Below are 26,743 nucleotides of genomic sequence, written 5' to 3'. Positions count from 1 at the left end.
TGGTATAAATCAGGAAATGTTGTGGATTGGCTTAGCGGTCTGTTACCCGGAACACAAACTTGAGTCCGGACCAGACTTCGTCAACAGCACATACTTTAACGTCAACAAGTCCAGCTTCCAAACCTGTTTCGCGAACAACCATGTCGCTCAGGTCTGTCGGTACCTTTGAAGATTTCTTTGGCCAAGAAATCCATAAAAGCCCGGTTTTCTTGAGTAAAGATTTGAGTTGTAGAATTTCCGCCCTCAGCGTATCGGCCGATTTGCAGAAGTAGTGGATAAAGTCTACCTCACCTGGCTCATTCAGAGAACTCACCTGAACGTTATCAGGTAGTGTCCCAAGGTCATCCCAGTAATTGCCCGGTTCATGATGAACTTGTATGATAAAGTTCTCTTTGATACCGAGTTTTTTTAATAAGGGTGTTCCTGAATATCCTGCCATCTTTATTTGAGATATACTTAGTTTTACGAATTATATTCCGAATAGGTTGCATAAATCGGTATATAATTCTGTATTTTGATATATACAGAATATTATACTGATTTAAAGGATTTCGTATTTTGCTGATTATCAGGTGAATCCATTAAGGTAATATCTTTAAGCCATTGAGAGAAATAGTCCTTTTTATTTAGTGAATCATTGGGCTTTGTTATTTTTGCGCATGGCAGAACAGATCCTCATCCTTGATTTTGGATCGCAGTACACGCAACTGATTGCAAGAAGAGTAAGAGAGCTCAATGTTTACTGCGAAATTCATCCTTATAATCACATTCCTGAAATAACCGAAGACATCAAAGGTGTTATTCTTTCAGGTAGTCCATGCTCAGTAAGAGAAGATGGATCGCCAGATGTTGACATTGATGCCTTCCGAGGGAAAGTTCCGGTATTGGGTGTCTGCTACGGAGCTCAACTAATGGCACAGAAATACGGTGGTAGTGTACTGCCATCTGAAATCCGCGAGTATGGAAGGGCAAGATTAAGTCGGGTGGATTCTCACTTCGATTTAATGAAGGAAATAAACCTTGATTCGCAAGTTTGGATGTCTCATTCAGATACAATCAAGCAACTTCCAGAAGGCTTCGAGATTATAGCTAGTACTCCAAGCGTGGCAGTGGCAGCTTTTAAAGCTAATGATGAAGCTACTTATGGAATTCAGTTTCACCCTGAAGTAACCCATTCTGAGCAGGGCAAGATTCTCCTAAGGAACTTTGTAGTGCATATATGTGGCTGTTCCCAGGACTGGACTCCGGATATATTTGTTGAAGCGACCGTTGAAGAGCTAAGGCAAAAACTCGGTAATGATAAAGTGGTTCTTGGGCTTTCTGGTGGAGTCGATTCATCTGTTGCCGCAGTACTGATTCATAAGGCCATTGGTCCTAATCTGCATTGTATATTTGTAGACAATGGCCTTTTAAGAAAGAATGAATTTGAATCTGTTCTTGAATCTTATCAAGGTATGGGCCTTAACGTAAAAGGTGTTGATGCCAGGCAACAGTTTTACGATGCATTAGAGGGAATTACTGACCCGGAGGGAAAGAGAAAGGCTATTGGTCGTGTGTTTATTGAGGTGTTCGACCAGGAAGCTCACAAAATTCAGGACGTTAAGTGGCTTGGTCAGGGAACTATATATCCAGATGTGATTGAGTCTGTATCGGTTAAAGGACCTTCGGCAACAATAAAATCTCATCACAACGTTGGAGGGTTGCCTGAAAAGATGAACCTGAAAGTTGTTGAGCCGCTCAATACGCTATTTAAAGATGAAGTAAGAAATGTAGGTCGAAGCCTTGAGATTGATCCTAATATTCTGGGGCGTCATCCATTCCCGGGGCCTGGACTTGGTATCAGGATACTCGGAGACATTACTCCTGAAAAAGTGGCTATCTTGCAGGAAGTGGATTACATTTTTATTAATGGTCTGAAGGAAAGTGGGTTGTATGATCAGGTCTGGCAGGCAGGTGCTATGCTGCTTCCCATTCAATCAGTTGGTGTTATGGGTGATGAAAGAACCTATGAGCAGGTTGTGGCACTGAGAGCAGTAACTAGCGTGGATGGAATGACAGCCGATTGGGTTGACTTGCCTTATAATTTCCTGCAGGATGTTTCAAATGATATTATCAATAAAGTAAAAGGAGTAAACAGAGTGGTTTATGATATTAGCTCCAAACCACCAGCTACCATAGAATGGGAATAATGCAGAGAATTTCACTGATTATTTTACTTGTAGTTTGTAGCCTATCTGCTGCAGTTGGTCAGAATATCAAACAGCTGTTTGATGAAGGGAAAGCCCTTTTCGATGAGGAAAAATATGCTTTAGCTTACAGCAAATTTGAGCCTTTGACCGCATTGAACCAAGAGAATGATATGGTGCGATATGCGGCATTCTATTATGCCATTTCAGCCTATCATTCCGGTGATAAAGTGGTCGCTAAAAATGCTTTTAAGCAAGTCCTTTCAAAATATCCTAATTGGGGTGTTGAGAATGAGGTGAACTATTGGATTGGTCTGATTGCTGTAGAGCAAGGTCAGGCAGATGAAGCCTTTGATTACCTGAATGCAGTATCTGATACGACTTTGAAAGGATCTATCAAGGTGCTCAAAGAGGGAGTGTTGGACTCAATTAGTAACCTCAATGAACTTAAGATGCTTTTGTCTGACCATCCGGAGAATATCATTGCCTCCAGATTGGCCTCAGAAATTTTGAAACTCGATGTAGAGAATCAGGACCTTGATTTAATTGAAGAACTTCAGGAAAACTACGATCTCGAGATTTCACTAACGCTCGATGATATTGCATTCTCGCCTAAAAAAGAAGTCTACAATGTCGGACTCTTTTTGCCCTTTGCCTATAGGAATGATTCAGCCAGAATTGCTCAGCTTCAGTCTAACTGGACTACCAGAATGTATTACGGTGCTCTGATAGGGGTTGAAAAATTGGCTGAAGAGGGAATAAACATCAATCTGGTCACGATAGATACAAGAGACGGCCAAAGTCGACTTGAAGAGATGGTGGCCTCTGGTGAATTGGATAGTCTGGATTTTATAATAGGGCCAGTTACCCAGGGAGCGGTTGAATTGATGACACAATTCTCCAAGGAGAAAAAGATCAATATGATTAACCCGCTATCCTCTAATAGCGAGATTCTGGTGGAGAATCCATATGCTTTTCTCTATTACCCTGGTAATGAATCTTTGGCAATACGTTCGGCAGAGTATGTTACTCAGAACTTTACCCGTAATAAGAATGCCGCTGTCTTCTATTCAGGAGCAGCTGATTATGAAAGAGCACTTCTTTACAAAGAGTTGATCGAAAAGGACTCTTTCAATGTGCCAATTATGATGAGGGTGGCACCAGACCAATCTGTGATGATTCAGCAACTTTTTGTTGAAGAGGAAGAGGTTGATAAGGATTCACTAGTGGTAGCAGAAATGTTGGCCGAGATGGATTCCTTGAGAGAGTCAGGCGAAGCTGAATGGGAATTATATTCTGAAAGAGACTTTGTTAAGGATACTTTGAAAATTCTTCCAGATAGTATAGGCCATGTGTTCATAGCTTCAGACTTTTCGGCACTTTCTACCAGTGCTTTGAGTGGAATAGCTGCTCGTCCTGATACCATTGAATTTATTTCCTCATCGAGATTCCTGGCGGCAGAACAGTCTCTTTCTTTCGATCAGCTTGAGCAATTAAATGCTGTCTTTGTTGGGAGTAATTTTATTGATTACTCGTCCCCCGAAGTTGCAGAATTCAGGCAGAAATATGTGAACAGATTTATGATTGGACCGGTTAAAGAAGAGAGACTGGGAGACGCCTATATCTCTTATGATATTGTGGTAAGTTTCGGTCGCCTTTTAGACCAGTATGGAAAGTATTTTCAGGTTGGCTTGAGAAGAAAAGAGGAGGTTGAAGGTGAATTAACTGAGAAGCTGCGCTACAAACTTTCCAACGATAATCGTTTTATGCCATTTCTGCGTGTGAGAAATGCGCAGATCATCAAAGTCGAAGATCAATAATATGCATCAGATTACTAAAAGCAATAACCTCTTTGAAGAGGCTCAGAAATATATTCCAGGTGGTGTTAATTCTCCTGTTCGTGCATTCAAAGCAGTAGGAGGGAATCCGATTTTTATCAAAAAGGCTGAAGGCGCTTTTATCTATGATGAAGATGACAATGAATATATTGAGCTGATTAATTCATGGGGCCCAATGCTTTTAGGACACGCCAATCCGGTGATAGAGGAGGCAGTGTTGAAGGCTATTAAAGGCTCTCTGTCTTTCGGTGCTCCTACGGCCATGGAAATTGAGATGGCTAAAACCATTTGTGAGATGGTGCCGAGCATTGAAAAGGTGAGAATGGTGAATTCGGGAACAGAAGCTACAATGTCTGCGGTGCGTCTCGCCAGAGGGTATACCGGAAAATCGAAGATTCTAAAATTCGAAGGCTGTTATCATGGCCATGGAGATTCCTTTTTGATCGCTGCTGGTAGTGGTGCCATTACTCTGGGCGAACCCAATAGCCCTGGTGTAACAAAAGGTACAGCCAGAGATACGGTCACTGTGCCTTTCAATGATATCAATAAGGTACACGAAGTGGTCATGGCCAATAAAGACAACCTGGCCGCCATTATTGTCGAGCCGGTAGCCGGAAATATGGGTTGTGTACTGCCGAAGGAAGGGTTTCTGGAGTCATTGAGGAGAATCTGTGATGCTGAAAATATTGTATTGATTTTCGATGAAGTCATGACCGGGTTCAGGCTTTCTCAGGCAGGTGCTCAGGGCGTCTTTAATGTTCAGCCTGATTTAACCACTATGGGTAAAATAATCGGTGGAGGCATGCCTGTAGGAGCTTATGGTGGGAAAAGGGAAATTATGGATTGTGTGGCTCCGGTCGGTCCTGTATACCAGGCAGGTACTTTGAGTGGTAATCCGGTTGCGATGGCTGCAGGACATGCCATGTTGAACGAGATTCAAAAGGATGAGACGCTTTATAGTGACCTGGCCTTGATAACAGCTAAACTTGAAAATGGCCTAAGAGATGCCTTGGATGATTTGGGACTTCCTTATACCATCAATCGAATTGGTTCTATGATTTCATTGTTCTTTACTTCTGAAAAGGTGACAGACTTTGAAACGGCAAAGAAATCTGACTTGAAGCTTTTTGGACAATTCTTTAGAGAAATGCTGAAAAGAGGAGTCTACTTACCACCATCACAATTTGAGTCCTGGTTCATATCGAAATCTATTACACCTGCATTGGCCGGTAGAATAGTGGAAGCCAGCCACGAATCGCTCAAGGCAATTCATTAGTAGTACCAAAAGCTAATGAATACTTCCAGATAGAAGAAAACCTGAAGGAAGAATACGTAGATGAAGCCTACAATATTAAACTTGACCAAGGTTTTGAACCACCCCTGTTTATATACTTTAAGAAAAGAAATGTACGCGTAGGTGCTCGTTATTACGAAGAAAACGAAACCTATCAATGCCCTGTATTCTTCCACATCTATGTTAGGAAATACACTGTTAGTAAATAGCTTAAACATGATGAGTAAAGACAGCCCATACAGTAAATAAGCAAAGGAATGGATGTGTAAGGCATGTACCACATGCTTAATATAAAGGTGTTTTCTTCTCACATAGATGAGTTTTAAAACTCCCGCAAAAAGTGGGATAAGGATGAACATCATTAGAGGCAGGTTGCCGAGGACAAAGCCTTTAAAACCTTCATCATTGGCAAATATCTTTCTAACCTGATGTTTAATGTGTTCCTGTCCCGTATCGCCAAAGAGATTGATGTTGAGGTTGTTTTCTCTTTTGAGGGAATCCCAGAAAACGGAATCCGGCATCCGGCTGTCACGAGCAAACCGGTGCATTTTCTCTATAAATCTTTCTCCTTCCCTTACAGGCATTGGAACGGTGGCGAGCGAAACGGACAAACCATCCAGAAAATCCTCGCCATAATCGGCATTGAGGGAATCTACAAACTGATCGAAGGATCTGACTTGATACTTGCTGGTTAATGAGTCCTCTAAAAGAGAAAACCTCACACTATCTGAGAGCTGCTTTAAGCGATCATCCTCTTTGAGTGCAGAAACGGTTGCTGACGTCATTTCTGCCTCATCTCCGAAATTTTGAAGATTGAAATCAGACAGTAAGTAACTTATCGTGAAAAAGTAGAAAAGGCTCATGACAAGATAAAGCCTTACCGGGTGGATGAAGTGCTTTACTTTTCCTTCATGAAATCTGTTGGTTAATGCCCCAGGTCTAAAAAGGAAAGGAAGAGTACTGTGGGCCAATTTAGAATCAACCCCGAGATAATTATCTACAAACTCCTTAATCAGTGTAGAAAAGGTGACATTGTTATCTGTGTTAGATTGGCCACACTTTGGACAGAAGTTGTAGCTTTCGTCTAAATGGGAGCCGCAATTATTGCAGGTTGAACTTCTTCTTTTCTTTTCAGGCATTCCGGTATTCTACTTCCAGCCTAAATATAGTGGATGATTATTTGTTGGAAAAGCAGTAACAAAAAAGCCAACCCAGAAGATTGGCTTTTTTTGTTAGCGTGTTTAGGTGTAAGGGTACTCTAACTCCATCGTAGAGCAATTTTTTCTATTTGATACTGACTGTATTCACTGTTGAGTGCTTTTTCCTTAAATTCACTGTTGATATCATTCCAAATACGCGAGTCTGAACTGAAAAAGCTGGCTTTTGGTACTATGTCATCTTTCAACATAATACGCGCTCCTCTATGGTCTTTAATGATTTGATTCCATCCCAATGACTCAATTTTGTACTTCAGTTTAAAGAGCTCGAGGAAAACGCCTCTTATTTCGGTATTGGCATCTCTTAACTGAATTTGAGCAAAGAACATCTGATTGTTGTAAAGGTGCATTTGAAGAATACACTTGATGCCTTTTATGTTCAACTTGTAAAATAAGGTGAGTTGCTTCTCGAGTGGTAGTCCACTTTTCTGCCTGAAATTTGGTTTACCGAAAACTCTTTTTATTTCCTTCTCGGATTTTCCAAAATTGAGTCCATAGAATTTAATCTCCTTTTCAGTGGCGTTGGTCTGCGAACTATAGTCTTTATGGAAATTGAAGGCTGAGGAAACATTGAGAGCGTTACGGGATTGATAGAAATCTTCCTTGCCGAGGTAGTATAACTTCCGCCTTCTTCTACTTTGAAATAGTGACAAGAAAGACCAATTCGTAGCCCGCATAGTGTCTCTGTGTTTAGGTGTTTTATGTCCCGGAGGACATTGTGAAGTTAGGAAAACTTGCGGTGAAAAAGCAATAGGTTGAAAACCAAAAATCGGCCTCTATTTTATTTAAAGGCCGATTTCAAGAGTGATCATTTTTTTAAAATATGTGAACGACAAAAAAATGTATTTGAAAAAAATCAAAACATTTTGAGCTTTTTTTGGCTATCTGGCAATATTAAAATTCACAAAGTAAATAGTCCTATCCCAAAGTAGTTCGATCCTACCTCCCTGTTCAGTTTCTACTACCTGAATGGTAAACCCTTCCACTTCATCCGTATTCTCCTCTCTCATCATGGGAACTCGTACAAGGTCCATCTCTTCATTGTAAGCCTGACCATTCTGACCGGTCTGCTTGTTAATGATTAGAGTTCCGCCTTGTTCTTCCGGGATAGTAAACAATGTGTATTCGCCTGCCGGTACGGTATTACCAGCGACTGAAATATCTTTGGTAGTAGAAAAGTGGCTTGCAGCGTTTGCCCCGGTTCTCCAAAGTTCACCATAAGGAACAATGCCTCCGAATATATGTCTGCCTCTTTTTTGAGGTGATCCATAGGTTACTTTAAATTCGGTACCACCGAAACTTGAGAGACCCTCTTCAGCTGGAGAAAGCGTTCCGAACGGAGCTCCCTGCTCGTCAATAGACAGGTATCGGCCGGTTAGCTCATCAAATTTTAATTCATTGACTCTTTCAACAATTAGTTTTCTCGTTGTGGCTTTTGCATCTAGCCATGTGAGCTCTCCTTCATTGTTGGTTTGTACGTACATGACACCTCTTGAGGGATGTCTCAGTGTATATTCATTGTTTCCGGTTCTGTGAATAATGAAGTCTGAAGCTCTTCTTCCGGTTAGTAAGTATTGGTGAGTTGAATCGTCAGCCGATTGATGAGCACTTTGAAACGCAATATTATAAGGCCAATGTACCATGTCTATAAAGGGTAAATAGCCATTGCCATTCTTTATTGCATTTCTGATGGTCCCGTTTCTCCCTTCAGCCATGATAATCAAGCTATCTCCTTCTGACTCTATGGATTGAATGATTTTGCCATCCTCGTCAAAGCCGTTTTCAAATCGGGTAGCCTTCATACTAGTTACGCCATTGTATTGGTCAAGGATTAGTTTGTACCTGGTCAGGCTTATTCTTGGGCTTCGGAGTACCACGTCAGCGGTTAGGCTTTGGTCATTATAGTTCACTCTTTCAATAGCTAGAGTGTCATTGCCTAGTCTGGTGACAAAGAAGAAGGTGTTATCTCCAGTCTTTTCTGTGGTATTGCAGCCCAAAATAGCAAGACTAAAAAGGCAGGTGGTTAACAGTAATTTTTTCATGGGTTTAAGGTCAATTGGAAATGAATTTATCATTTACCCATTTCAATCCTAAGCCCTTTTATTTCAGTGGCTTTACAGTTTTGTCTTCACCTTAGACCAGTCTTTGATTTGCCAATAGATTCGTCCTGTAGATAGGTGATTGCCGTCATTGTCATAAGCCTTGGGCTCACTACAAATCACAACTGACTCAGAAGATTCCAGTGGGGTTAGTACCTCTCTCTTTAGCCAGTCCTCCGATATTTCATAGTGAACAGTTGTATCCATTTTGGCTTGATAATGATACTCCATTTCCATTTTTTGCATGATAATCCGATACTTCTTAGGATTCAGATTATTGAGTAAGACCAATCCGGTAGAATACTCAGAAGCAGTAGCGAGGGCGCAGGCATGAATTCCTTTAATATGGTTAAAATTGGCCTTCTTGTAGGGGATGACGATTTCAACCGAAAAGTCTCCCAGCTTTTTGATTTTGAATCCATGTGGCTTGTTAAAAGGGATCATTCGGGCCAATCCGAAATTGAGTAAGGCCAGGTGTCTTTTGGAGGTTTTGGCCTTTTGCATCAAGGTAGAAGTATCTAACATCTCTTATCGCTTTGTTTGAATTTATAGATTCTTCACTAATTTCCCGACATGCTGAGTTTCTGGGAGAAGGATTTTTTTATTGAATACGATCATATTGTGGTGGGAAGCGGCATAGTCGGGCTGTCTACGGCTATAGCACTAAAGGAAAAGGAACCACAAAGTAGAGTTCTGGTATTAGAAAGGGGAGTTTTCCCAACTGGTGCCAGTACAAAAAATGCAGGATTTGCCTGTTTTGGAAGTCTTTCAGAGATCGCAGCTGATCTTCAAAAACTACCCGATGAGGAAGTGTTTAATCTGGTGAAGTTGAGATGGGAAGGTTTACAACTTTTGAGAAATAGACTGGGAGACGACCAAATCGACTATAAAAATTTCGGTGGATATGAATTGCTCAGAGAACTTGAGCTGGTTGCGTTGGATGAATTGGATAGAATCAACCATTTGTTATACCCTCTTTTTGAAAAGACAGTCTATTCAATCGCTAATCATAAGATTCATGAATTTGGCTTTCCGGCCAAGGCGGTCAATACATTAGTCTTTAATCCATTTGAATCGCAGATTCATTCAGGAAGAATGATGAAAAGTCTGCTAAGTCTCGCAAGCTCAAAAGGAGTCGAAGTACTTACGGGAGCACAAGTGGTGGCTTTTGAAGAGCATGAACAATGGGTCGAAATTGCTATTTCAGATGGCCCTACATTCAAATGCAGACAACTGGCATTTTGTACCAATGCCTTCAGTAAATGGTTCTTTCCGAAGATTGATATTGAACCGGGTCGGGGAGTGGTATTGGTTACCAAGCCTGTTCCGGGACTTAAACTGAAGGGTACTTTTCATTATGACGAAGGCTATTACTACTTCCGAAACTACGAAGACCGGATCATCTTCGGTGGAGGCAGAAACCTTGATCTTGAGACAGAGAAGACCACTAATTTCGATATCAATGAAGTGATCCTTAAGAAATTAAAGGCCGATCTGAGAGAGCTAATATTACCCGGGCAAACCTTTGAAATAGATCATGTTTGGTCTGGTATTATGGCCTTTGGACCAAACAAGAAACCTATTCTTCAGAAGCAGACCCCAAGGGTTTCTGCAGGTGTCAGACTAGGAGGAATGGGAGTTGCCATAGGCAGTAAAATTGGTTCTGAACTGGCCGGATTGATGCTGCAATAAGCAAATAATTGCTATCTTCAACGCTTACCATAATAACTTATGAGTTATAAATATCAGAAGCCCTCTCTTTTTCAGGCATTTATACCCATTATTTTTCTCATTGTTGCTCTATTCATTAATGTTAGGATATTTGGTGATGCCGCATTAGATGGATCCAATCAGATTATCCTCATATTATCTGCCGGAGTGGCTACTTTGGTGGCATTCAGGTTGGGGATGAAATGGGATGCTATTCAGAATGGAATTGTGAAGAGTATTAGCTCGGCCATGGCTTCAATAATTATTCTACTTTTAATAGGTGCTTTAGCAGGTACATGGTTGCTTTCGGGTATCGTTCCCGCCATGATCTATTATGGGTTACAAATCCTGAACCCCACCATATTTCTGGTTGCGGCCTGTATAGTTTGTTCTATTGTTTCAATAGCCACCGGGAGTTCATGGACGACTGCAGCCACCGTAGGTATAGCGCTGATTGGTATTGGCAAGGCTTTGGGTTTGCATGAAGGAATGATTGCAGGAGCTGTACTGTCAGGAGCATATTTCGGAGATAAAATGTCGCCACTTTCAGACACTACTAATCTGGCCCCGGCTATGGCAGGTACTGATTTGTTTACTCACATCAGGTACATGTTTTACACGACTGTCCCTTCTATTTCGATTGCGCTAATCCTGTTTTTGATCCTTGGGTTTACTAATGGAGGAACGGGAGATTTGGTACAAAAGCGAGAGATATTGGCCGCGATTAGCAGTAGTTTTAATATAAGCGGATGGTTATTTATTGTACCAGTTGTTGTAATAATCTTGATTGTCAAAAAGGTTCCTGCAATTCCTTCGATTCTAATTGGAGCTCTTCTTGGGGCTGTTTTTGCAATTATTTTTCAACCTGATAAGGTTAGAATGATTGGAGAAGAAACTCACATAGGAATACATTGGAAGCTTAATGAAGAAGAATATAAGACTCAGAAAGCCAATACTTCTAATACCGAATTCCAATTCATAGGAGTTATGAAATCATTGTTTGGGGAGGTAGTCTTCACTACAGGTGTAGAACAGTTTGATCAGGAGGGAGATGAATTATTGAAGTCTAAAGGTATGGCTGGAATGCTTGGTACTGTGTGGCTTATACTTTCAGCTATGATTTTTGGTGGAGTAATGGAGTCTAGCGGACTCTTAAAGAGAATTGCCGAAGCCGTGATTTCAAAGGTAAGATCTACCGGTTCATTAGTAGCTGCCACTGCCGGAACCACCATCTTTTTTAATGGTACTGCATCTGATCAATACCTTGCCATCGTAGTTCCTGGTAGAATGTATGCAGATATCTATAAGAAGAAAGGACTGGCCCCTGAAAACCTAAGTCGAACCTTGGAGGATTCAGGTACGGTAACCTCTGTACTGTTCCCCTGGAATACCTGTGGTGCTTATCATGCAGGAGTGTTAGGAGTAGCCACCGGAGCATATATTCCTTACGCTTTCTTTAACCTGATAAGCCCTATCATGACAGTGGTATTTGCTTATTTTAATATTAAAATCAGAAAACTGAATTCTGCCTCCGAGCCTGAATCGGAAGTCGCTTAGTTATGATGTTTCCCCTCTCAATTAGCAAGAAAGAAGTAATGGAGCGCCCTCTCAGGCACTATGAGGGAAAGATCGTTATTGCCGCTACAGATGATCAGATTGAGAATGCGGTAACTGAGATTAACCAGTCCAGAGTAGTAGGTTTTGATACCGAGGCCAAGCCAACTTTTATTAAAGGGCAGATCAGGAATATAGGATTAATTCAGGTGGCTACTGAAAGAAAGGTGTTCTTACTCAGGGTGCACAAAACAGGCGTTACAGACTGTCTGCATCGACTTTTGGAAAATGACGATATTCTGAAGGTAGGTATAGGCCTGAAAGATGATTACAACCTGCTTGACCGATTAAGATCATTCGAACCACAAGGTTTTTTAGATCTAAATGATACAATGGCAGAGTTGGGTGCAGAAAGCATTGGAGCACGTAACCTGGCTGCTATGATCCTGGAAATCAGAATATCCAAATCGGCTCAAACCTCTAACTGGGAACTGGAAGAGTTAAGCCAGAAGCAACTCAATTATGCGGCTACCGATGCCTGGATTTGCCTGGAAATCTATAATAAGCTGATTGACTGGGGCTATATTTAATAGATAGCTGCCCTGTTATTTTTAATGTCTTTGGTATCTTCGTTGCAAACCCTACCTCATGAAATCAAAGCTAGTACTTCTCATCACTTTGCTGATGTCTCATTCAGCAGTGGCTTTTCAATTCGATAATTTTCAGCAGCCTTATCTCGACATGGTTGAGGAGACTTTTGATAAAGAGAAAGCATATAATACTGTTGCTTTTGTAGAACAATATTTTAGGGTTGTTGGTAATGAGGGCTTTAATAAGAGTATTTATTACGTAGCAGATAAACTGGAGAAGGCAGGTTTTGTCAACGAAGAGCAAGCTACTTCCGGTGACCGTCTGGTTTACCGGATTGAAAAAAGAAGCCTTTCCAGAAAAACCTGGGAACCGGTAGCCGGGAGTTTGAAATTGGCTTCAGGGGTAGAGATACTCAACTTTGCTTCCAATCGGAATATGATCGCTATTAATTCGTTTAGTACCAAGGGGAGTCAGGATTTTGAAATGGTCTTTGTTGGAGACTCTAAGCCGGCAGACTTCGATGATTATGACATGGAGGGCAAAGTAGTAGTGGGGTCCGGGTCCGTTCGCATGTTCTTCCAGGAGGCTGTAGAAAAACGTGGTGCATTGGGGGTGATGGTTTACGATATACCGGACTTTAATCAACCAACCAAACACATTAATTCTATATCGTTTAAAGGTATCCCTCTCAATGAAGAAAAGAAGTCATTCGCCATATTGCTTTCCACGAGGGCCTATGAGCAGTTAATGGATGCTCTGTTTGTCGATCAGTATGGTATTCAGGTCAACCTGGAGACCAGGATATATGAAGCTGAAGAATTGACTTTGGTAGCAGAGCTAAGAGGAAGCCAAAAGCCCGATGAACGCTTTGTGTTCAGTGCTCATGTACAGGAACCAGGGGCTAATGATAATGCCAGTGGAGTGGGCGTACTGTCTGAAGTAGCGGCTTCTTCTGCCAGACTATTGAAGGCCGGAAGGATTGACCCTGAAAGAACCATTACTTACCTTTTTGGAGATGAGATTGTTTCCACCAGAAGATATGTTCAGGAAGACCCGGAGAGGGCCAAAGGGATTAAATGGGGCATGAGCCTCGATATGGTAGGAGAAGATACCGAGAAGACAGGAGGAACATTTCTGATTGAAAAAATGCCCGACCCGGGTGCCGTTTGGGTTCGTGGAATAGAAAAACATACTGAGTGGGGAGGTCAGCCTTTGAGTAAGGACAGAATTAAACCTCATTACTTTAATGATCTGGTTATTTCAGTTTTTGAAAAAATCGGAGATGATAGAGACTGGGAAGTGAGGTTTAATCCGTTTGAAGGAGGAAGTGACCACGTCCCTTTTTTACAAGGGAATATACCAGGTCTGCTGCTTTGGCACTTTACCGATCAGTTTTATCATACAGATGGAGACAGGATTGACAAAGTATCCAAAGAAACGCTCCACAATGTAGGACTTGGTGCCCTTACCATAGCCTTAATGCTCACAGAGCATCAGGATCATCTTGCTGACATGGTATTACTTAATACATCAACTGCAGCTACCATCAGGCTTCAGCAGGAAATGAACCTGAGTAAAAGCAATATTGAAAATGGAGCCGACAAGGATGAAGAGCTGGAAATATTGAACACCTGGATCGATTATTATTCAAAGGCTTTTGAAACAGTGATGGATATAGAGCCTAAAGATCAGAGAGCCTTCAAAAAGAACCTTGAAGAGACCAGATCGGCTATGATTACCTTTAGCAATTTGCTAAGAAGCCAGCTTCATTAATTTCACCAACGTCCTGCGTACTCAAGGTCCTGCCCTCCGAATTGGTTCAGATAGGCTCGTTTCAATTGGGTGATTTGCCTGATGTGAATATAGTCATGCGCTAACCAATTGTTGAGGTAAAAGCTGGCAGATACTTTCCCCCGTTGTGGGTGCTCAAAGTAGCTATTCCAGTCAGGGTTGTTTAATGATCGCAACCACTCTACAGATGCCTTCCTTTCCGAAACCCAGGTAGCAATCTTAGTTTCATAATCCTGCTCCATATATCGCTTAGAAGTTACCCAGCCCTCAGGGTCAATCGCTTCCAGTTTATACTGATCAGGGAATAAAGCCAGCCGCACTCTTTTTCGGAAATCATGCATTTCTTCATCCACCAAATGACAAATGATTTCAAGCAGGCACCACTTTTCTGCCTGAGGTCTCCAGGTAATTAATTCATGATCGGCATCATGGTTCAACAGGCTTGCCATTACAGGAATATGTGATTCCAACTGATTGATGATTGACAGATTTTTCATAATTGTTGGTGCGCATGCATCCTTTGAGGTTGAATGCTGTCTTTGAGAAAAACCTTAATATGATGCAAAAAATCAAGATATCACTAACAGTACTCTGCTTTCTTTTAGCTTTGGGTACAGTTCAGGCGCAGGAGAAAATAGAAAAAACCTTCACGGGAATTAAGAACATCAGGCTGACTACTGCCTCAGGTAACGGAACCATAAAAAAGAGTAGTTCTAATGAAGTGAGAGTCACAGTAGAGTATACTTATGATGAAGAAGACTACAAACCCACCTTCGAACAAAGTGGCGATCAGCTGTTCATAGAAGAAGACTTTAGTAGAAGCAGATGGACCAGAGGATATTCTGAATGGACATTGGAGATTCCTGATGGATTGGAGATGGATTTCAAAACAGGTTCGGGTAACATTGAAGTAATGGGAGTTCGTGTAGAATTAAGATCCAATACTGGTTCAGGGAATATCGAACTGGATAAAGTTGAGGGTGACGTAAGAGCTAATACAGGTTCGGGGAATATCACATTGAGAGATGTTGATGGTCGTATGGATGCTAATACCGGCTCAGGTTCAATCAGGTTGGATAATGTAAAAGGAGATGCTGATTTCAATACCGGAAGTGGGAATATCAGGGCCAATGGTATCGAAGGATCACTTACCCTGAACACTGGTAGTGGTAATATCGATGTGCAAGAGGCTCGAATTACCGGAGCGTCCTCATTCAACACGGGTTCAGGAAATGCTCAGTTGGAGCTTGCTACAGCATTAAACTTTGATGTCTCAATTAGCACAGGATCAGGGAACGCCACTCTCGATTTCAATGGTCAGGAAATTGCCGGGGAGTTCTATATGAGAGCAAATGATGAAGATGATATTCGTGCTCCTTTCCGCTTCGATAAAGAGTATAAGGACGATAGAGGAGGAAACTGGAGAGGTCGCAGTAATGGATATGTCAAAGAAGCGAAGGTTGGAAATAAGAATATCCAGATTCGTATATCAACCGGTTCGGGTCGTGCCGAGGTTAGAAAATAAAATGAGCAGGGCCGTGTAACGATTTCACGGCCTTTCAGTCTTTACTACACTCAATAATCTAAAGGTCAAATGCTCAAAAACTTCATTGTGGTTGCCTTACGCAGCCTTCGAAAAAACTCATTATACTCTGTAATCAATATTTCAGGTCTGTCGGTTGGGATAGCCTGTAGTGTCCTGATCCTGCTCTGGGTGAAAGATGAAACCTCGTTCGATCAGTTTATTCCTAAAGTAGATAAGCTCCATCAGGTATGGGTGAATGCTTCCTTCGATGGGAGCGTACAGTCATGGAATTCCGTTCCGCTTCCTACCTATATGGAAATGAAGTCAGCTCATGCCAAGATTGTCAATTCGGCTGTTTCAGGCTGGGGTGGAAATCGTTTGGTGGCTAATGGAGACAAGCGAATCAACATACAAGGATACTATGTAAGTGAAGAATTCCTCGATATGTTCGAGTTCCCCATGATTAAAGGGGAACGTAGCAAGGTTTTAGACGACCCCTCGTCAATAGTCATTTCAGAACATCTGGCAGCTACTTTATTTGAAGAAGGTGAAGACCCCATCGGTAAGTTTCTCAAAGTAGAGGACTTGTCTACTCTTCAGGTGACGGGAATTGTAAAAGATGTTCCGGAGAATTCCTCCTTTCAATTCGATTACCTCATTCCATGGAAGCATAGAGCATCTATTCAGCAGTGGGTGAGAGACAATCAGGATAACTGGGGTAACTACTCTTTCCAGGTTTATGTAGAGTTAGCGAATAAAACAGATGAAGCAGAAGTAGAAGCAGGTATTGCTAATATTTTAACCGAAAAGGGGCAAACAGATGTGCCCAGAGAATTCTTTTTGCACCCGATGTCTCGTTGGAGATTACACACCAGCTTCGAAAATGGAGAAGAGGCAGGAGGACAGCATGAGTATGTGACGCTGTTCTCTGTAATTGCCATGTTCATCCTGATTATTGCCTGCATCAATTTTATGAACCTGGCAACAGCCCGATCAGAGCGAAGAGCAAAGGAAGTGGGAATAAGAAAGACTTTAGGCTCTAGGAGAGGGCAATTGATTATGCAGTTTTATGGTGAATCAATTCTGATTTCACTGATCTCCTATGTGCTGGCTATGCTGCTGGTTTTGGTGGCATTACCTTCCTATAATAACCTGGTAGATAAGCATCTGTTTATAGACCTCAGCTCATCTGAATTCTGGATATTCTCTTTTCTGATCATACTCGTTACCGGAGTATTCTCAGGTAGTTATCCATCATTATACCTCTCCTCTTTTAACCCTGTTAAAACGCTTAAGGGTAAGATATCCATAGGTAAGAATGCCAATCTGCCAAGGAAGATTCTGGTAATGTTACAGTTTGGTTTTGCTATTGTTTTGATCATTAGTACAGTGGTTATTCTTAAGCAAATAGACCTGGCTAAGAGCAGAGACATAGGGTATGAACAGGAAGGGCTAATTTCCATGACCTTAACCGAAGCTATTAAGGACAATTATGATGTGATCAAGAATGAGTTGAAAAGAAAGAATCTGATCGTTAACATGACCCGTTCCAACAGCCGGATAACAAGTATTAACTCCAATAACTTTTTGGGGTGGCCAGGTAAACCTGAATCACAACGTGTCATGTTTGTCACAGTGGTGAGGGGTTATGATTATGCGGAGACAATGGGAGCGAAGATGCTTTATGGACGGGATTTGAGCAAAGAGTTTGCTACAGACTCATCCGGGATTGTAATTAATAAGGCGGCTCTGGATCTGATGAGTATTGAAGGAGATCCGATCGGCACGCAGCTTGATTTATGGGGTGAAAAGAGACCTTTGGTGGGTGTTATTGATAACATTATGATGGGGTCTCCTTATGAAGAGGTTCGACCGATGTTTATGGTCATCGATGACTGGGGAGGTTCTGTAACACTAAGGTTGAGATCTACAGACAATATGCAGGAAACAATGGCAGGCATTCAGGAAGTGTTTGAGCAATACAATCCGGCCTACCCATTTGAGTATGAGTTTGCCGATGAAGCTTTTGAGCGTAAGTATACCACCATTAATTTGACTCGTAAGCTGTCAACCATTTTTGCCTTGCTCACCATCTTTATTACTGGTCTGGGATTATTTGGTCTGGCCTCTTATATGGCACAGCAGCGTATTAAAGAGATTGGAATCAGGAAGGTATTGGGTGCCTCTGTTACTAATCTGGTAGGGCTTATGTCTATTGGCTTTGCCAAATTAGTGCTAATCTCCTTCGTGATCTTTGCTCCACTGGCATATTTCATGCTTAAGAGCTACCTGCAACGATACACCATTAGGACCTCTTTAGACTGGTGGATATTTGCTCTCACGGGCGTAATTGCTTTAGCTTTTGCCATTGTGGTGGTAGTCAATCAGGCCAGAAGGGCAGCACTTGCCAACCCTGCATCTTCTCTAAGGACGGAGTAGGCTAGAAATGATATTCGTATAAGTAACAGGGTGAGTCGAGAAACTCAAATTGAGGGCCTCGGCTCATTCCGTTTTTTTCAGCCACTTTCTGCGATCCAATGTTGTCGACATGAATAATGGATATAACGCTGCTGTCTATTTGGTGCTCTTGAAAATATTCCTTGAGTCGAATGGCCATTTCAGAGGCAAATCCCTGATTCCAATACTGAGGAGTAACAGAGTATCCTATTTCGTATCGCTCTTTGCCTAAGATATCATCGCGCCAAATAATACCAGCATTCCCTATAAGTTCTCCGGTCTCTTTGAGACAGGCAGCCAGGATGCCAACACCTGTTTCACCATAGCGCTTCATTTGCCTTTCTACCCAAATCTGAGATTCTTCTTCAGGTGATTTGGGATTGGTAACACCGACAAAGTGTAGATGAGGGTTGTCGGTAAAAAAGGCTTTCCAGGCCTCTTTATCAGATGGTGTTAATAATCGAAAGCTTATTCTTTCACTCTCAATTGGGAATTGGTACTGATGTCTGGTCATTGATTTTTGGTTAGGTCGTACATGGCAATGTTCAGATTTACCGACTCCAGGTATCTGGCTCGTTTGTAAAGCCTGAAGGTTACATATACTTCAAGTGTATCGGGTAGGTTGAGGTTGCTTAGCGAAATTTGATCTTTAATTTCAGTCAGCGTAGAAGTTGATTTCCTTTCTATATTTTTTCTGGAAGAGGATATGGGGTCTCCAAACTGATCCGAAAATGAAAAGAGTACTGAGTCTACCCTTTTTTTGCTCAGGTATTGCTCATCGAACCTGACTACTGTCTGAAGGTGACTGTCACTGATTTCTGTAGAAACTTCTATGCTCTTCGCCATTTTGTAGGCCAGGTTATGACAGGTCATGGCGAGAAAGAGCGGGGAGGTCAATACCAGATATCTTAATTTTTTCATGGCATTAAATGTTGAACTGAATGTTTCTTCCAAGGTCGTGAAGCAGTTGACATTTGCTGGTCAGCTCTTCTGCTTTTGAAACGATAACTTCCGCCTTTAATTCGCATTCCATTTGAAAATCCTGGCTAATGATTTCCAGTTCAAAGTCGCTCACCAGTTTCATTACCTCATTCATTTCTTCATAAGGAAAGACAAACCGCACTGGTTGAGTAATTAATTTCTCTACTACATTGCTTTGGTCCAGTGCATCGGAAGCAGCTGTTTTATAAGCATTAATGAGTCCGCTGACGCCTAACTTGGTGCCTCCAAAATACCGTACCACCACTACCAGGGTATTTGTAAGTTCTCTGGAACGAATTTGTCCGAGAATAGGGTCACCCGCTGAATGATTAGGTTCGCCATCATCATTGGCTCTGTATTGTGTACTGTCGGCACCCAATATGTAAGCATAACAGTGGTGTCGGGCATCATAATAGGTTTTCTTAATCTCTTCCAGTTGTTCCTTAACCTGCTCTTCTGTTTTGGCGGGCATGGCCAGGCCAATGAACTTACTGCCTTTCTCCTTGTAGAAGCCCTCAGAGGTTTTGGAAATGGTGAGGTATGAATCCTGCATGTTACAAAGCTTTTAAAATCTCCTGATAGCTCAAAAGGAAGATCACCACTAATGCTAAAGCTACCCCGATATAGTTGAGTTTAGAGAGCTTTTCCCTGAAAAGCAGTATAGCCAATAAGGTGGACCCGATGATAATTCCAATGTTTAGTGCCGGGTAGACAATCGCACCATTGTTTTCAAAAGCTGATAAGGCTTTAAGCTGAAAGTAGATGGAGAAATAATTGGGTACTCCCAGATAGAGTCCGCCAAGGAATTCCTTAGGGCCAAACTTTACCTTTTTGATCAGGCAAATAATGAGACCTAGAGCAAAAGCTGCCAGGAAAATGAAGATGGGAAAAACAGGTTCGATTTCCTCATCTATGAAATGATGATTCACATAATTAAGAGAAGTATCAATTAATCCTCCCAGAAGGAACACAGCCATGGGAAGTAGTAAAAACCGAAAGGTGATCGGGCTGGCCCCTTCTTTATTGGCTTTACGGCTTACAAGTGCAATGGCTATAAAGGAAAGTACAATGCCCAGGTAATTCCACCCATCTAATGTATTTACGGCATACTTGAAGATGAATAAACTAAATATGACTGGTATGGCAAGACTCATTTTACTGGCAACCGTAGCGACCGATACACCTCTCACTTGTGTAGTATGAGCCATAAGGAAGAAAGTGGAGATGAATATCAGACCCAGCATGGAAGCAGAAATAAACCAGGGTGAAACCGGATCGAAGCTGGAAATGACTTCCGGACTGCCTACATATAGTGTTCCGGTAATGACACATACTCCGTAGTTGACTACAATGGCTGGTAATGTCTTAATGTCAAATCTGCTAAAGGAGCGAAACGACATGAATATGGCCACATTGGCCAATATGGTAAGGAGCAGATAAAACATAGCCTGCGAAATTACACAAAAGACATTTCTTGAGCCGCTTTATAGGAGTCACTATTAAACTTACATATTGTAACTTACAAGTTGTAAATTACATAATGTAAGTTACAGATTGTAAATCTATTATACACTCGTTACCTTTGTATGAGTTGTATTTGATATGAATCCGTTTCTTTTAAAAGGTTATATAAGTTCCGAATTTTTCTGTGATAGAGAAGAGGAAACGGATAAAATTGTTAATTCTATCAGGAATCAACAGGATATAACTGTCCATTCTATTCGCAGAATGGGTAAGTCATCACTCTTAAAACACGTTGAACAAGCCCTGGGTGATGACTGCTATTTTATTTATGTAGATATATGGGGAAGTAGTTCAGTTTCAGAGTTGCTCAAAGAACTATCTAATGGAGTCATTAGAAGCAGTATTTTTTCGAGCAGAGGCTTTGGAAAGAAACTGCAGGATTTCGTTAAGTCTTTAGGTACCTCTTTTACATTAGGTCTGGACGGCAGGCCTTCGGTAGATATAGTTTACAACGACCGGATAAGCACTTTTAAAAGCCTTGAAGAGATCATAGCATTCCTGAATAACCAGGATAAGCGCGTAGTTCTGGCTATCGATGAATTTCAGGAGGTAAAGAAATATGGCCCTGATTCTACTCCCATAGAGGCTACCTTCAGAAAACTTACACAGCAAAGCCACAATATTACATTCATTTATAGTGGTAGTGAGCAGCACCTCATCAATGAGATATTCAATACTTACGACAGGCCCTTTTTTCAAAGTACCCGCATGATTCATCTCGGGGCTATCGATAAGGAGAAGTATCAGGCATTTATTCTCGAGAAATTTAATTCCGGTAAGAAGCAGATTTCAGATGAATTAGTAAGCAAAATTCTTGATGCCACCTATCGGCATACCTACTATGTTCAGGCTACTTTCAATTACCTCTACAGCCTGCGTAAGGTGCCTAAGACCTGGAATGAGTTTGAACAGGTTTACTATCCTTATATCGATGAGAAGGGAGTTTTCTATGCTGAGCTGCCCGATCGTATTACACCGCAGCAGTTTGTGGTTACCAAAGCTTTTGCCAGGTTTGGTAGGGTATATGCTCCTACAGGGAATGAGTTTTTGCAGTTTGCTGGATTTACTAATTCCAGCAGCATGCTAAGAGTCATTAATGCACTGCTTTCCAAGCAGATTATCATTAAGGAAGAAGATAGCTACAGATTATACGATGTGTTTCTGGAGCATTATTTAAAATACAATGCCTGATATGAAACAGAAAAGGCCTGAATTATATGAGTTTAACTGTCGATTGGAGACAAGAGGTAACCTAAGCTTTCTAGAAGAGCTAAAGGATATTCCCTTTGAGGTCAAAAGAGTCTACTGGCTTACTCAGGTGCCTGAGCTACAGGTTAGGGGAGATCATGCCCATAAGACTGGTCAGCAGGTCATTGTTTGTTTACAGGGAGTCATTGAGGTAGTGTTGGAAGACCAGACAGGTACGGTAATGAGTTACACCCTGGATAATCCAAAACTCGGTCTCTATATACCGCCCTTATGGTGGGGCAAAATGCTCTTTAAAGGAAAAGCACTGTTATTGGGCTTAGCATCCGATGAGTTTTCGGAGGAGGATTATATCAGGGATAAATCAGCGTTCAATGGAAACCTTTGAGTTACATGAATCACCGATTGAGTCAAAGTCAATAGCCTGTAAGTCATGGCTGTATAACAGTCATTCATTTCTGAAGACTAATAATGATCTTCCTCAGAAACACTTATACCTATTCAATAAAGCTAAAGATCAGTATGAGGCACACCTTGTGGTAAGCGTAGAAGGCGAGGCAGCCATGAGTCCCGTAAAAGCCCCTTTCGGTGGAATTGAATTGAATGAAAATATCTCCTCTTCGGCCTTAAAGTGGTTTTTGAATAGTGTAGAAAATACCTTGAGAAGTGAAGATGTAGAAGAGCTAAGAATACATCAGCCTCCGGAAAACTATCAGGGGCAGGATTTAGTGAATGAGCTGTTCTCAGAGTCAGGGTATGATCTGATTCAGGAAAGAGTTTATCAGGGAATTGACATTACAGATACCCCACTGTCAGAGCAAATGGCTGATATGCAGAAGCGGAGAATCAAAAAGTGTCAAAAGGCAGGGTTCATTTTTAAGAAGTATGCTAAAAGTGAGCTGTCCGGGGCCTTTAAACAGATAGATCGATGGAGGAATGCCGCAAATAAGGGACTGTCAATGACATGGGCAGATTTGCATAATTCAAGCAAGCGAAATCCAAAAGCTTATATGGCCTTTGGAGTGCTAAATGGAGAATTGATGATAGCAGGGAGTATAGTGGTTGATGTGGGAGATGGAGTACTGTATAACTTCTTTCCAGCCAGCTATGATGCCTATAATTCCTATAGTCCCATGGTTATGCTGGTCGATGGTATTTATGATTGGGGCAGATTCAATGGTTATCGTCACCTCGATTTAGGGACATCGTATGTCCATAAAAATGTGAATACCAGTTTGAGGCTTTTCAAAGAAAGGTTAGGTGCAAAGATTTATCATTCATGGAGTTGGAGGAAAAAACTAAATTAGAAGTAAAGACACGACTATTGAAATCTAATTTCCTGAAGAGTTCTTCCTGGTCATTTACAGCTGTGGCCTTTAGAGCCTTAGGTGGTCTAACCATCAATAAGCTCTTTGCTGTATTATTGGGCCCTGCTGGTATTACTTTATTGTCGCATTTCCAGAACCTGACCTCGCTCTTTACTCTTTTGCCTAGTGAAGGGGTGAATCGCAGTATCATGAAATACTGGTCAGATGCTACACTGAAAGAGGAAGAGAAACGCAGAATCTTCAGAACGGGCTTCTGGGTGACGCTATGTATCTATATGGCCACTTTAGGGGCACTTTATTTTTGGCAAAAGGAATACTTCTTCGACCGGTTCATTCAGGAATTATCAGCCAGAGAGTTTCTGATGATCTTTATTCCGGCAGTTTTTCTCATGCTCATGTCAGGCTACCTCAACTCGGTAATTCTGGCCCTCAGGAAAGTGAAGGTATATGCGATCATCAATATTAGCGGCCTTGTCATATTAGTCGCTGTAGTTTATCTGGGGGTTAAATATGGTACGATTGATCAGGCACTGCTCAGCTTTGCTCTGGGTTATGGCCTGATGTCCTTTGTGGCGCTAGGGTACCTCATCTGGAGAAGGAAGTCGATTCGACTAAGCTTTGGTAAACCCGACTGGAAGTCACTGAAGCGTATTGCCAGGTTCATCGCCATGGCGATCAGTGCCATCGTTTTTGGAAGGCTTCTCGATTTCGGTGTAAGAGATTATATCATTGATCTCTATGGGTTGGACCGAACCGGGCTCTGGCAATCAGTGGCTAAAATGTCTACCAGTTATCTACTGGTTTTTACCGGCACGGTAGGAGTGGTTTATTATCCTAAAATGGCTTCTCTGATACATGATAGAGCGGCACTTAAATATTATGTGGCCAGGGTCATGGGATTTGTGGCCTTCGTTTCCGTCATGTGTTTGGGCGTCTACTACCTCAACAAAGAATTTGTGCTCAAACTCTTCTTCGATAATGGATTTGAGAAGGCGGCTTATCTGGTCAGATATCAGGTGATAGGTGATTTGTTTTGTATACTCTCTTACCTGCTTGCCTATCTGTTAAGTGCCAGGGTAGAGACCATGAAATATATTGGGGCTCAGTTGATTTCTGCTGCTATTTATTTGGGTTGTATCTCCCTCTTATTGCAGCACTATCAGCTCGAAGCATTGACATTGGCTTATATGTGGAGGTACATCGGCTTTTTCTTCATTTTGGTCATTTTTAACCGTAAGCTCCTGTTCAGATGAAGCCATTGGTATCCGTGATTTGTATTGCTTATAATCACGCCCCCTTTATTAAGGAAGCCCTTCAATCCGTTTTCAGTCAGACTTATGAAAACCTCCAGCTTATTATTCTTGACGATGGGAGTAAGGACGATAGTGTGAAGCAGATTAAAGAGACGATTGGAGAAAGGGAAGTGCAAACCATCTTTCATAAGACCAATCAGGGATATACCAAGACCTTTAATGAAGGACTAAAGCTTTGTAAAGGTGAATATGTGATCGACTTTGCATTAGATGATGTAATGAAGCCAGATTTTATTGCCGGGTCCCTTCAGAAGTTTGAGGAATCTGATCCCGAAACAGGAGTGGTTTTTTCCAATGCAGATTATATAGATCAACAAGGGCAGGTTATTGGAAACCATAATGACATTCTCTTTCAGAAAGGCATGATTAAGTCCGTGCCATCTGGTGATATCTTCTCATGGATTTTAAAAAGATATTTTATCTGTACACCAACTATGGTGATTAGGAAGGAAGTGTTTGATAGGCTGGGAGGCTATGATGAACAGTTGGCCTATGAAGATTTTGACTTCTGGGTACGCTCCAGCAGATACTGGAAGTATGCCTATCTCGATGAAGTCCATCTTCAAAAAAGGAAGCTGGCAGGTAGTATGTCAGACCAGCGCTATCGCTTTCATTTCAACGAGCAAATGACATCCATTTTCAAGGTATGCCAAAAGGCATTTCAGCTATGTAAGACCAGGGCTGAAATAAAGGCATTGAGAGAAAGAATTAATTACGAATACAGGCAATGCATGCGTTCCGGAAATTATCAACTGGCAAAGAATTATGAGCAGCTAATGATGGATACGGGAGGACGGATAAATCTGGTTTCTAGGTTGGGTTATCGTTTCAGAAGGGTTGATTCGAAGCACTAAGGAGTCAGGGACTGTAGAATTTCAGTTTCATAATCTTCTTCCATTATTCTCTTTCCTATTGCTATAGCGTTGTTTTTATATTTCTCATCTGACCAAAGAGCGCTCATGATTTCTACGAGTTTATTCTCATTTAACCTGGCTATGGAAGTTCCTTTCGGTCCGATTTGCAATTCACTCATTACATTATTCCAAAAGTATTGATCGATGATGTGGGGGATGATAGTGCTTGCACAACCATATTTGACCACCAAGTGAGTAGTTCCCGATCCTCCATGGTGGATCGCTGCATAAGCCTTAGGTAAAATCCAGTCATAAGGTATGCTCTTTACAAAATGGATCATGTCCTGATCGTATACCTCCGGTTCTTTCAGACCACCTCCGGCTGTATTAATTATGGCCGGGATTCCCAGTTGAGTCAGTGCGTTCATTACGATTTGAGTTTTGACTTCAGGCTCAGGATTGCTCATACTACCGAAGGTGATAAACATAAACCGCTTGTTTCGATCAATGAACTGCTGTAGTTCTGATGATGGAGTCCAGTGTTTTGTTTTGTTTCTTTCCTGATAACCCAGAAAATGAACATGGTCGGGCTGACCTTTTAGGTTGAAGAAACTTGGCGACACGGTGTAAACAGCGGTTTCATTCATCATGGCTTCGCTTAAGGCTTTTTGACCCGGGTCGGGTTCATTCAGCTTTTTTAAATAGACCCTGAGGTTTTTAATAGTGGCGTATCGGGTGAAGTTATAAGTCCATCTGTTTACTATCCGGCCAAAATCCCGACCTCGAAAGGCCATGGAAGATTTATCTTTTACCGCGTGTGTAACGCAGGGGATTGGGCTGAGCATAATGCTGGGTTTGCCGGTCTTCATGCCCCAGTATATAGGGACTGTGGCCTTAATGCTGTGAATGATAACATCAGGTTTTTCAGCTTCGAGAAACTCTATTTGCTCTCTGAATATGTTGTTGTTCACGACTTTCGAGGTTTTATAGAGTCGATAGTAAGCCTTGATTCTCCCCCAGAAGCTCTTGGTTCCTCCCAATGCCTGCTGACCAACCTCACCCTCAATCATATCAATAAAGCCGGCATCGAAGGGAAGGAATCTGATATTGCTTTCCATAGCCAATGGCCCATATTGAGCAGGGAAGAGGCCAGCTACTTCATGACCATTTTTGAGGAGTAGTTCTCCCACCGCCAGAAATGGCTCAATATCTCCTCTGGTTCCAATAGCTATGAGTAAATATTTCATGAGCACTTTTTTTAAAGGTCTTTCAATA

The 26,743-nt window shown here is 41.7% G+C and carries 25 protein-coding genes; 14 read left to right on the top strand and 11 right to left on the bottom strand.

Translation table 11 applies throughout. The features are described 5' to 3' along the window. Window positions 1-31: 31 nt before the first annotated feature. Window positions 32-439, bottom strand: coding sequence for a DUF3052 domain-containing protein (locus tag ACOOEY_RS05190; protein WP_420387612.1), 408 nt, complete (start codon window positions 437-439; stop codon window positions 32-34). A 220-nt stretch (window positions 440-659) separates the two neighbouring features. Here ACOOEY_RS05190 and guaA point away from each other — a divergent pair, with 220 nt between their 5' ends. Genes guaA through hemL form a run of 3 tightly spaced genes read left to right on the top strand, consistent with a single transcriptional unit; the run spans window position 660 to window position 5,300 of the window. Continuing rightward, on the top strand, window positions 660-2,189 hold the full coding sequence (gene guaA / locus ACOOEY_RS05185; RefSeq protein ID WP_420387611.1) for a glutamine-hydrolyzing GMP synthase: 1,530 nt from the start codon (window positions 660-662) through the stop codon (window positions 2,187-2,189). After that, complete coding sequence (locus ACOOEY_RS05180; protein ID WP_420387610.1) at window positions 2,189-4,006, top strand: tetratricopeptide repeat protein; 1,818 nt, start codon at window positions 2,189-2,191, stop codon at window positions 4,004-4,006. The genes guaA and ACOOEY_RS05180 overlap by 1 nt, the downstream gene beginning before the upstream one ends. Continuing rightward, on the top strand, window positions 3,975-5,300 hold the full coding sequence (hemL, locus tag ACOOEY_RS05175; RefSeq protein ID WP_420387609.1) for a glutamate-1-semialdehyde 2,1-aminomutase: 1,326 nt from the start codon (window positions 3,975-3,977) through the stop codon (window positions 5,298-5,300). Before ACOOEY_RS05180 ends, hemL begins: the two co-directional genes overlap by 32 nt. Here the strand turns inward: hemL and ACOOEY_RS05170 are convergent. The 4 genes from ACOOEY_RS05170 to ACOOEY_RS05155 form a co-directional block, all read right to left on the bottom strand. After that, window positions 5,297-6,457: a DUF3667 domain-containing protein gene (locus ACOOEY_RS05170; RefSeq protein WP_420387608.1), complete on the bottom strand. Its 1,161-nt coding sequence runs from the start codon at window positions 6,455-6,457 to the stop codon at window positions 5,297-5,299. The two genes, hemL and ACOOEY_RS05170, sit on opposite strands and share 4 nt — an antisense overlap. 119 nt (window positions 6,458-6,576) lie before the next feature. After that, entirely contained in the window at window positions 6,577-7,188 is a 612-nt protein-coding gene (locus tag ACOOEY_RS05165; protein WP_420387607.1) for a hypothetical protein, read from the bottom strand. Window positions 7,189-7,416: 228 nt separating this feature from the next. Further along, on the bottom strand, window positions 7,417-8,577 hold the full coding sequence (locus ACOOEY_RS05160; protein WP_420387606.1) for a DUF2911 domain-containing protein: 1,161 nt from the start codon (window positions 8,575-8,577) through the stop codon (window positions 7,417-7,419). A gap of 72 nt (window positions 8,578-8,649) precedes the next feature. Next, window positions 8,650-9,159: a DUF4442 domain-containing protein gene (locus ACOOEY_RS05155; RefSeq protein WP_420387605.1), complete on the bottom strand. Its 510-nt coding sequence runs from the start codon at window positions 9,157-9,159 to the stop codon at window positions 8,650-8,652. Between the two features lie 48 nt (window positions 9,160-9,207). Between ACOOEY_RS05155 and ACOOEY_RS05150 the strand changes: the two genes are divergently transcribed. The 4 genes from ACOOEY_RS05150 to ACOOEY_RS05135 are packed head-to-tail and all read left to right on the top strand — an operon-like array spanning window position 9,208 to window position 14,262. Further along, window positions 9,208-10,326, top strand: a complete 1,119-nt coding sequence (locus tag ACOOEY_RS05150) for an NAD(P)/FAD-dependent oxidoreductase (protein ID WP_420387604.1) — start codon at window positions 9,208-9,210, stop codon at window positions 10,324-10,326. A 39-nt stretch (window positions 10,327-10,365) separates the two neighbouring features. After that, entirely contained in the window at window positions 10,366-11,901 is a 1,536-nt protein-coding gene (nhaC, locus tag ACOOEY_RS05145; RefSeq protein WP_420387603.1) for a Na+/H+ antiporter NhaC, read from the top strand. Window positions 11,902-11,939: 38 nt separating this feature from the next. Further along, window positions 11,940-12,488: a 3'-5' exonuclease gene (locus ACOOEY_RS05140; protein WP_420387602.1), complete on the top strand. Its 549-nt coding sequence runs from the start codon at window positions 11,940-11,942 to the stop codon at window positions 12,486-12,488. A 58-nt stretch (window positions 12,489-12,546) separates the two neighbouring features. Beyond that, window positions 12,547-14,262: a M28 family peptidase gene (locus tag ACOOEY_RS05135; RefSeq protein WP_420387601.1), complete on the top strand. Its 1,716-nt coding sequence runs from the start codon at window positions 12,547-12,549 to the stop codon at window positions 14,260-14,262. Between the two features lie 2 nt (window positions 14,263-14,264). Here the strand turns inward: ACOOEY_RS05135 and ACOOEY_RS05130 are convergent, their stop codons facing one another. Next, window positions 14,265-14,777 carry a DinB family protein gene (locus ACOOEY_RS05130; RefSeq protein WP_420387600.1) on the bottom strand — a complete coding sequence of 171 codons (513 nt, stop codon included), beginning with the start codon at window positions 14,775-14,777 and terminating at the stop codon, window positions 14,265-14,267. A gap of 59 nt (window positions 14,778-14,836) precedes the next feature. On the opposite strand from ACOOEY_RS05130, the gene ACOOEY_RS05125 reads away from it, so the two are divergent. Together ACOOEY_RS05125 and ACOOEY_RS05120 are read left to right on the top strand one after the other, a co-directional pair. Then, window positions 14,837-15,805 (top strand): DUF4097 family beta strand repeat-containing protein, encoded by a 969-nt coding sequence (locus ACOOEY_RS05125; RefSeq protein ID WP_420387599.1) that lies wholly within the window; start codon window positions 14,837-14,839, stop codon window positions 15,803-15,805. 69 nt (window positions 15,806-15,874) lie between these two features. Further along, window positions 15,875-18,244: an ABC transporter permease gene (locus tag ACOOEY_RS05120; protein WP_420387598.1), complete on the top strand. Its 2,370-nt coding sequence runs from the start codon at window positions 15,875-15,877 to the stop codon at window positions 18,242-18,244. A 1-nt stretch (window position 18,245) separates the two neighbouring features. Here ACOOEY_RS05120 and ACOOEY_RS05115 read toward each other — a convergent pair whose 3' ends face one another. The 4 genes from ACOOEY_RS05115 to ACOOEY_RS05100 are packed head-to-tail and all read right to left on the bottom strand — an operon-like array spanning window position 18,246 to window position 20,688. After that, a complete protein-coding gene (locus ACOOEY_RS05115) occupies window positions 18,246-18,776 on the bottom strand; it encodes a GNAT family N-acetyltransferase (protein WP_420387597.1) in 531 nt (176 codons plus the stop codon). After that, window positions 18,773-19,183, bottom strand: a complete 411-nt coding sequence (locus ACOOEY_RS05110) for a hypothetical protein (protein ID WP_420387596.1) — start codon at window positions 19,181-19,183, stop codon at window positions 18,773-18,775. The genes ACOOEY_RS05115 and ACOOEY_RS05110 overlap by 4 nt, the downstream gene beginning before the upstream one ends. Window positions 19,184-19,187: 4 nt before the next feature. Next, on the bottom strand, window positions 19,188-19,796 hold the full coding sequence (locus tag ACOOEY_RS05105; RefSeq protein WP_420387595.1) for an IMPACT family protein: 609 nt from the start codon (window positions 19,794-19,796) through the stop codon (window positions 19,188-19,190). A 1-nt stretch (window position 19,797) separates the two neighbouring features. After that, complete coding sequence (locus ACOOEY_RS05100) at window positions 19,798-20,688, bottom strand: hypothetical protein (protein WP_420387594.1); 891 nt, start codon at window positions 20,686-20,688, stop codon at window positions 19,798-19,800. Window positions 20,689-20,845: 157 nt separating this feature from the next. Between ACOOEY_RS05100 and ACOOEY_RS05095 the strand changes: the two genes are divergently transcribed. From ACOOEY_RS05095 to ACOOEY_RS05075, 5 genes are read left to right on the top strand one after another with little or no spacing between them, the layout of a single operon-like run. After that, entirely contained in the window at window positions 20,846-21,958 is a 1,113-nt protein-coding gene (locus ACOOEY_RS05095) for an AAA family ATPase (protein WP_420387593.1), read from the top strand. Window position 21,959: 1 nt separating this feature from the next. Beyond that, entirely contained in the window at window positions 21,960-22,361 is a 402-nt protein-coding gene (locus tag ACOOEY_RS05090; RefSeq protein ID WP_420387592.1) for a sugar 3,4-ketoisomerase, read from the top strand. Beyond that, window positions 22,348-23,280, top strand: a complete 933-nt coding sequence (locus ACOOEY_RS05085; protein WP_420387591.1) for a hypothetical protein — start codon at window positions 22,348-22,350, stop codon at window positions 23,278-23,280. Before ACOOEY_RS05090 ends, ACOOEY_RS05085 begins: the two co-directional genes overlap by 14 nt. After that, window positions 23,253-24,554, top strand: coding sequence for a hypothetical protein (locus ACOOEY_RS05080; RefSeq protein ID WP_420387590.1), 1,302 nt, complete (start codon window positions 23,253-23,255; stop codon window positions 24,552-24,554). The genes ACOOEY_RS05085 and ACOOEY_RS05080 overlap by 28 nt, the downstream gene beginning before the upstream one ends. Beyond that, window positions 24,551-25,468, top strand: coding sequence for a glycosyltransferase family 2 protein (locus ACOOEY_RS05075; protein WP_420387589.1), 918 nt, complete (start codon window positions 24,551-24,553; stop codon window positions 25,466-25,468). The genes ACOOEY_RS05080 and ACOOEY_RS05075 overlap by 4 nt, the downstream gene beginning before the upstream one ends. Here ACOOEY_RS05075 and ACOOEY_RS05070 read toward each other — a convergent pair. Beyond that, on the bottom strand, window positions 25,465-26,715 hold the full coding sequence (locus ACOOEY_RS05070) for a glycosyltransferase (RefSeq protein WP_420387588.1): 1,251 nt from the start codon (window positions 26,713-26,715) through the stop codon (window positions 25,465-25,467). The genes ACOOEY_RS05075 and ACOOEY_RS05070 overlap by 4 nt on opposite strands. Window positions 26,716-26,743: the final 28 nt, after the last annotated feature.

Origin of the sequence: Roseivirga sp., assembly GCF_965216855.1 — a bacterium.
Classification (GTDB): domain Bacteria; phylum Bacteroidota; class Bacteroidia; order Cytophagales; family Cyclobacteriaceae; genus Roseivirga.
This window is presented reverse-complemented; position numbering and strand designations above follow the sequence as displayed.